This is a genomic window from Streptomyces regalis (genome assembly GCF_001509475.1).
Lineage (GTDB): Bacteria > Actinomycetota > Actinomycetes > Streptomycetales > Streptomycetaceae > Streptomyces > Streptomyces regalis.
The window spans coordinates 1-310 of record NZ_LLZG01000293.1 but is presented as its reverse complement, the minus strand read 5'-3'; the positions used below and the strand labels follow the sequence as shown (position 1 = coordinate 310).

1 pseudogene is annotated in these 310 nt (G+C 76.8%); it reads left to right on the top strand.

Features of this window, described 5'->3' with window-relative positions:
- A pseudogene (locus tag ADL12_RS51040) lies at window positions 1-310 on the top strand (ATP-binding protein); the annotation flags it as partial.

The following is a 310-nucleotide window of genomic DNA, read 5'->3' as shown; positions in this document are numbered from 1 at the left end:
GGCATCACGTTGGCCGGTCCGGGCGCGCAGAGACTGGGGCTGACCTGGACCAAGGCGGCCGCGGAGGCCGCCGCACGGGCGGCCGGCCTGCCGGTGCTGGGTTCCTCGGAGCCGGCCAGTGATGGCGACGAGCTCGTCCGCGGCGCCTAGGACGTCGGCTTCCCCGTCTTCGACAAGGCGGTCGCCGGCGGCGGAGGGCGCGGCCTGCGCCGCGTCGAGGAGCCCGCCCAGCTGCGGGAGGGCATCGAGGCGGCCTCCCGTGAGGCGGCCCCCGCGTTCGGCGATCCCACGGTGTTCCTGGAGAAGGCCG